Here is a 6,956-nt window from a genome sequence, read left to right as displayed (position 1 = left end):
GTTCAGCGATACCGTCTTGTTGATGCAAAATCAGGCCGATGCCAAAGAGATAAGGCTAATCACAGAAATTAAGGGGATAGGCAGCTTAAACAGCGATCAAAATTTATTGCTGATTATCTTACGCAATTTGGTGCAGAATGCAATCAATCATGCTTTTAACCGAACAACAATTTATTTAAGGGCAGGTTTAAATCAAAACAGCCAGATTTATATCGCTGTAATTAATCAAGGTGGGGTAATCCCTGCTGATCAGATCCAGGCGTTAATAGATAATAAGCAGGTAAAAAGCAAATCATCTGGTTATGGGTTATTGATTGTTAAGGAGCTTGCCTTAAAAATTAATGCAGCATTTAACATCAGCAGCGGTATCGAAAATGGCACCGAAATTACCTTGGTTTTTTAAAACTAGAGAGGGTTGATCGAAAGATTATTTTTATGGCTTTCGTAAGGGAATGACCTAAAATGGTCTTCATCTTCCGTAATAGTGGGTATGGTACCCGAAAACTGTTTAAAGTCGCGGATGAGGTGCATGTGGTCGAAATAGCCACAATGAAACGCGATCTTGTTCCATGATAGATTTGGATGTTGTTCTTTAAGTTTATAGGTGTTAGAAAATCTAATTAAACGCCCAAACATTCGCGGTGAAACACCAATTTTATGGTTACATAGCCTCTCAAACTGCCGCAGGCTTAAACAGGCGAGAGAGGCCGTCTGCTCTATGGTCAGGTTACCGCCCGACCGGATAAAAATATCAATGGCCCGATCGAAGGGAGAGGCTGCAGCTAAGCTGTTCAGTTTTTCCTTCAAAAAGGACTGAATAATATCATTTTGTATAGGGGCCGAACTTGCTTCTGCCAACTGTTCGCTTAATATAGCTGCATAGTTCCCTAAAAATAGTTTTGCATCATAACAGGTGTTCAGCACTTCATTCTGAGGTACGTTTTCCATCAAACTGTTCCAGCCGATAGGCTTAAATTGCACACAGACCGCCCGGTGTTTTTTGCCGAGATTCATGATCGTAGAAAATAAATGGAAGCTGGCCAGAATCACGTTTTCTCTTTCCACCAATTGCCCGTTTTCATAAGCGCTGATTTTGTCTTCGAGTATAAAACATAAGCAAGACCTGTAATCGGGAACGATTGTGATCTCTTTAATGAAATCTTCGTTGAAATTGAGGTCTATAACAATAATGCTCTCTACATATTGTTGCAGACTTGGTTCAGGCATAAAATAGGTAAAACCCATAATATTTTGACCTTTTAAGGTGAGAGGTTAAGGATAATATTTACAATATCCAAGTTAAGCATTTATATCAGAATTTTACACTTCTCTTTAAATAACATGCATTTGCTTGAGGTTGTCGTGTTTGTACTATGTGTCAAACCTCATTCTGGGATAAATTTGATCTGTGATCGTGTGGATTACAAATGCCAGGCAAACCCTTTACCGATTATTTCGTTCCGTTCATCGATTAGGTTCCAAATTGTTGTGTATTGAGCAATATCTTCAATCAATCAAAAATTACCCTTATGAAAAATTTTTACGCTTTCTTAATCATCTGCCTTATTGCTATCTTATTTAATTCGTGTTCTGAAACTGGATTGGAAGGACCAGAAGGCCCAGCCGGACCACAAGGAGTGGCAGGAAATGCTGGCCCGTTAGGCGCTGCAGGCAAAGATGGCAGCATCATTTATAGTGGAACAGGTACACCTCCGACAGTACTTGGCGCAAATGGCGATTATTATTTAGATCGGGCAACAGGAAACCTTTACGGACCAAAAATAGCTGCTGGCTGGGCTACGCCAATTACTTTAATGGACCAAAAACAGCCACGGGCTGGGGCATCCCGATTTTATTGCGTGGTGCTGATGGTGCACAAGGCCCAACAGGCGCTGCAGGTAAAGATGGCAGCATTATTTATAGTGGTTCGGGTGTTCCAGTTGCTACAGTAGGAGCCAACGGAGATTATTACTTAGATAAAACGACGGGTAATTTATACGGACCAAAAACCGCTGGGGCTTGGGGTACACCAATTGTACTGAAAGGCACTAATGGTATAAACGGGGCTAATGGCACTAACGGAACTGATGGTACGAATGGAGCTAACGGCACAAATGGGGCTAATGGTACGAACGGCACCAACGGTACAAATGGTAGTACAACCTTAAGTGGAAATGGCGCACCCGGATCAACTGCTGGTGTAACTGGCGATTATTATTTAGACAAAACCAATTATTTATTATACGGCCCTAAAGATAATACAGGCTGGGGTGTTCCTATTCTTTTGCGTGGCGCAGCTGGGGCTCAGGGACCTACTGGTCCGGCAGGTGCCGATGGAACTGTTATTTATAGTGGAGAAACTGCCCCGGATCCTAATTTGGGGAAAAATGGAGATTTCTACATTTCAAGGCTTCCGGTTATGATTTATGGCCCTAAAACAGCTCTTTTTGGTTGGGGTGACGGTACCAATTTAAAAGGTGCGGATGGAATTAATGGTGCAAATGGCACAAATGGAACTAATGGTACCAATGGAAATAGAATTTTAAGCGGAGGCAGTTTTCCGCAAAATACATTAGGTAACGATGGTGATTTTTACATAGACTTAACAAGTTATGTTATGTATGGCCCTAAAACAGGTGGCGCTTGGCCTTTTCCGGGTACATCTTTAAAAGGTGCAGATGGGAATGCTAATGTAGTCTCTTTAGAAACGCCCGATAATGTAACCTTTAACTGGAGTGGTGAAGGTGCTAATTTCAATACCTATGCTTTAAAGAAACATGGGGTCTCATTTAACGATACTACATCGGTATTTAACATCCCCGCCATACATTTAACTGCTGTAAATAAAGGTATTGTAATGGTGTATATGCGAAAAACAGAAACACCGGGTGTTTATAGCTGGAAACAGTTGAACTATACAGATTTAAGCCAAAATCCAAATCAAAATTTAATTTATAGCTATTCGTTGAGGGTTGATGCAACTACCGCAAAAGTTAGGATTTCATTTTATAATGGATTTGGTTCAACTTTCACTGCCTATCCAGTTGATAAGGTTAGGATAGTCATCATTCCACAAAGTACAACAGGGGTGTTAAGTATAAATCCTAATAATACACCATTGTTGCAGACCATGCAAAAGCTCAATCTAAATGACAAGGATTTTAAAGCATTAAAGTGATCACATTCATGTAGCTGATTAAAAAGTTGCTGATTATTCTTTATTCCAACAAACGTAGAATTTATGAAACGTATATCACTTTTAGTGTTGTTTTTATTCGCTGCCTGTTATTTGGCTAAGTCGCAAGATTTAGGTCAAATAGCAAAGCAAAAGCCATTTGTCATTAACGGTACCGTTGGCCTCGGGCTTGGCACATATAATGTAAATGGAATTCCGGCCAGACAAAGGGATTTCTCTTATATTTTTAATGGAGCACCAACTTTAACCGTTTACGGTATATCGTTCCCATTTTCTATTGTAGTTAGCGATCAACAACGGAGTTATACGCAACCCTTTAACCAGTATGGCATTAGTCCGACTTATAAATGGGCCACCTTTCATGCGGGCTGGCAAAGTTTAGAATTTTCGCCATTTACCTTGGCCGGTCATAATTTTTTGGGTGGAGGCATAGAACTTAATCCTGGCAGATTAAGGTTTGGATTTATTTACGGTCGGTTTAATAAAGCGATAGAAGAAGATCTGAATCAGCCGCTCGCTTTGGCACAACAGGCCGCGTACAAGAGAACAGGTTACAGTGCCAAATTGGGCTGGGGTACTGAACGTAACCATGTGGATCTAATTTTTCTGAATGCCAAAGACCATGTAGGTTCTCTAAGCGCTACACCAATTTCTACTGAGTTAAGCCCATCAGAAAATATGGTGCTGGGCATTTCTTCAAAATTTAGTTTTCTGAAACATTTTGTTTTTGATATGGATGTTTCAGGCAGTATCTATACCCGAAATGTATTATCGGATACCGTTAAAAACTTAAAGTTGGATAAAGTTGATTTTATTAAAAACCTGATTACGCTCAATTCCTCTACCCAATTATTAACAGCAGCACAAACCAGTATTGGTTACAATGCCACCAGCTACAATGTAAGATTCAGGTACCGTAGGGTAGATCCTGATTATAAAAGTATGGGCGCTTATTATTTCGAAACGGATGTACAGAATTATACGGTTGAGGGAATGTTGCGTTTAATGAAGGGCCAGTTGCAATTGGGTGGAAGTTTTGGTCTGCAAAATGACAACATCCTGCACGATAAATCAGTCCGGTCTAACCGAAAAATTGGCGCTGCGAATATCTCGTTCAATAAAGCTGATTATGGTGCAGACCTCCGCTATACCAATTTCGGGATCACACAAGATCGGGGATTAAACCCCATTATAGATATGTTCCGTGTGGCCAGAACCAATCATAATTTAAGTGCCATGTTACGTTATAATATTAATAACGAAAGTATTACCCATGGTTTTGTACTCGTCGGCAATCTGCAATCGCTAGTCGATTTAAATGAATTAACGAAGCCCAATAGCAAATCGAACAGTAAAATGGCCAATTTATCTTATCAGTTCGGTCTGCCCAAAAAATCTTTTAGCGCCAACGCCAATTTAAGTTATACGGTAGCAGAAGTAACTTTTGGCAAAACCATTTTTTATGGACCAACATTAGGCGTTAGCCAAGCGCTGGATAAAGGTAATTTGGGCTTAAGTGCTTCGGTTAGCTATCAATCGCAACGCAATAACAACATCGATGCCGGGAATATTTTTAATGTAAATTTTAACAGTTCTTATCGCCTTGGCAAAAGAAATGCGGCCAATTTAACGCTCAATTATTTAAAGAGCAATTCAAAAGATGTAACGCTTCCTTCATTTAACGAATTGAGGTCAAATCTTGGTTTAACACATTCCTTTTAAATTTTAACATCAATTGCTATGACTAAGTTCTCCCCAATTATAAAGCGTTTTAAAGGAAGCACAACTTTGCTTTTGATTGCCTTTTTAATGATGGTTTCATGTGGTTTGTTTGCACAAGTTAACATCAATGTTAGCATTTCGCCGCCCTATTCGCCTTTTTATGCAGATTATGCTGGCCAAAATGCATCCAAAGTATTATTGATTGTACAAAACCTAACCTCAACCCAGAAAAAAATTAAGCTGACTGGTCAGTTAAGTGGAGATAATGGCATCACAATCTCCACTAAGTCAACTTATACTCCTTTACAGCCAATCATTTTAAATCCAAATGAAACCAAACAACTCAACGGACTGGCTTTAAAAGATATTTTCGATTTAAACACACTAAATGTATATGGAATTGATAAAGTAAAGCTGGTGCGGACCTCGCGTTTGCCAGAAGGCAATTACACTTTTTGTATCCAGGCAGTAGATATGGCCAATAATCAGGTCATTTCTACAGGTGCACCACTGGGCTGTTCATCCATCAGCATTATTTATCCGGATGCCCCGTTTTTGATGAACCCTTCACCGAATGTTTCGGTGCCGGCCATTAAAACAATGTCATTCAGCTGGGGGAACAACGTTATCTTACCAATGGGAATGGAATATACTTTACAGGTTGCCGAAATGCCTGATGTGAAAACAGATCCTAACCAGGTTTTAAATTCAACTTCTTTCCCTGTCATCAACAGAAAAATATTTACCGTTACCAGTACACCGCTTTTACCATCAGATCCACCATTAAAAGAAGGTAAACGTTATGCCTGGCGGGTAATTGCTACAGATCCGAGTGGAAAAATAGTTTTTAAGAATAATGGAATAAGCCGTGCCAATGAGTTTAGGTATGGAGAAAATCCTTATATCACCTCAACACTTCAGTTAGATACGCCCAAAGCAAATATCGCCATTAAAAATTTAGATGACTTAAAGTTTAACTGGACTTTCACCGATAATTCTTCCAAAAATGACAATGTTGGTTTTTATGACGGGCCAGTTGCCATGAAACAAAACAATTTTGGCGTTACTGCTAAATACGAATTGCACATTACTAAAGTAAAAAATGCAGAAGATTTAGCGGCCGAAAAGAAAGCAAATTTGACTAAAGGATTGGGCGGTAACAAGCAAAATGCAGCAAAAGATAACGGCATTTTTATTCCTGTAAATAAAGAAACTATAGATTTTAAATCATCGCCAGCAATGGCTGCATATATAAAAGATGGTAACAATTATACCTGGCAAGTAAAGCATATAGCGACTGGTGTATTATCAGAAGAAAGAATATTTACAGTAAAATCCGAAAAAAATATTACAGATTATACAATCGCCTTATCAGGCACTTTGCAGTATAATTTTTATGATAATTATGCAACAGGCTTTAACAAAATAAAACAAGATAAAGAGCTAAAAATCAAACTCGAAACGCAATTGCAGAATGCAAAATCTAAAGCTGAGTTAATGAAAATAAAAGCAGAACTTGATAAAAATGTTGTTTTAACAGAGCTGGAAAAAGGTTTTCCTGTGGCTAATAAAAATGTACAGATATTAAAAGTACAATTGTTGGCACCAGTTTTTAAAGTAACCAAAAGTGTTAAAGTGATGGAAAACGGTGTCGAAAAAATATATTCAGAGGAGCAGGATAGCATTGCATCGGTAAGCGATTTATTAACCTACCCTTATGGCGCACCAACAATTCCATCGGCAACAGTTGTAGCAACAGGTAAAACCGATGCAATGGGTAATTTAACCGATGGAAAAGGCAGTTTAAAAATCGATGTCCCAATTAACCAAGCTCAATTTAAAGTTTCAGAACCCCTAACTATATCGGGTAAACGCTACGCTTTTGTAGAAGGTTTAGTGGTGAAAATAGACGATAATCACCTGTCAGATCCAAATTGGTTTGTGGTACCTAATGCAAATAATAGAAGCATTACCTTAACCGAAAACACAGTTGAAGCATATAGTTATAAAGTAAATACCAAGCTAACTACCACAGCGC

General features: G+C 38.9%; 6 protein-coding genes. 5 read left to right on the top strand and 1 reads right to left on the bottom strand.

The features are described 5' to 3' along the window. Nucleotides 1-403 (top strand): ATP-binding protein (locus AC1DPQ_RS17050; RefSeq protein WP_477610334.1); only part of this gene is annotated, 403 nt, incomplete at its 5' end. A 2-nt stretch (nucleotides 404-405) separates the two neighbouring features. On the opposite strand, the gene AC1DPQ_RS17045 is transcribed toward AC1DPQ_RS17050, so the two are convergent. Continuing rightward, nucleotides 406-1,245 (bottom strand): helix-turn-helix domain-containing protein, encoded by an 840-nt coding sequence (locus tag AC1DPQ_RS17045; RefSeq protein ID WP_477579171.1) that lies wholly within the window; start codon nucleotides 1,243-1,245, stop codon nucleotides 406-408. A 284-nt stretch (nucleotides 1,246-1,529) separates the two neighbouring features. On the opposite strand from AC1DPQ_RS17045, the gene AC1DPQ_RS17040 reads away from it, so the two are divergent. The 4 genes from AC1DPQ_RS17040 to AC1DPQ_RS17025 all read left to right on the top strand — a co-directional run. Then, nucleotides 1,530-1,952 (top strand): hypothetical protein, encoded by a 423-nt coding sequence (locus tag AC1DPQ_RS17040; RefSeq protein WP_477610333.1) that lies wholly within the window; start codon nucleotides 1,530-1,532, stop codon nucleotides 1,950-1,952. Continuing rightward, nucleotides 1,856-3,178 carry a collagen-like domain-containing protein gene (locus AC1DPQ_RS17035; RefSeq protein ID WP_477610332.1) on the top strand — a complete coding sequence of 441 codons (1,323 nt, stop codon included), beginning with the start codon at nucleotides 1,856-1,858 and terminating at the stop codon, nucleotides 3,176-3,178. The genes AC1DPQ_RS17040 and AC1DPQ_RS17035 overlap by 97 nt, the downstream gene beginning before the upstream one ends. A 63-nt stretch (nucleotides 3,179-3,241) precedes the next feature. Further along, the gene (locus AC1DPQ_RS17030) at nucleotides 3,242-4,918 is read left to right on the top strand and encodes a hypothetical protein (protein ID WP_477579175.1); all 1,677 of its coding nucleotides are present in this window, start codon (nucleotides 3,242-3,244) and stop codon (nucleotides 4,916-4,918) included. Between the two features lie 18 nt (nucleotides 4,919-4,936). Next, nucleotides 4,937-6,956: hypothetical protein (locus tag AC1DPQ_RS17025; protein ID WP_477610331.1), on the top strand; the 2,020-nt coding region annotated here is incomplete at its 3' end.

This window comes from Pedobacter sp. 01T416_2, assembly GCF_056398925.1.
Note: the sequence above shows the minus strand (reverse complement) of the source record. Positions and strands in the feature narration are given on the sequence as shown.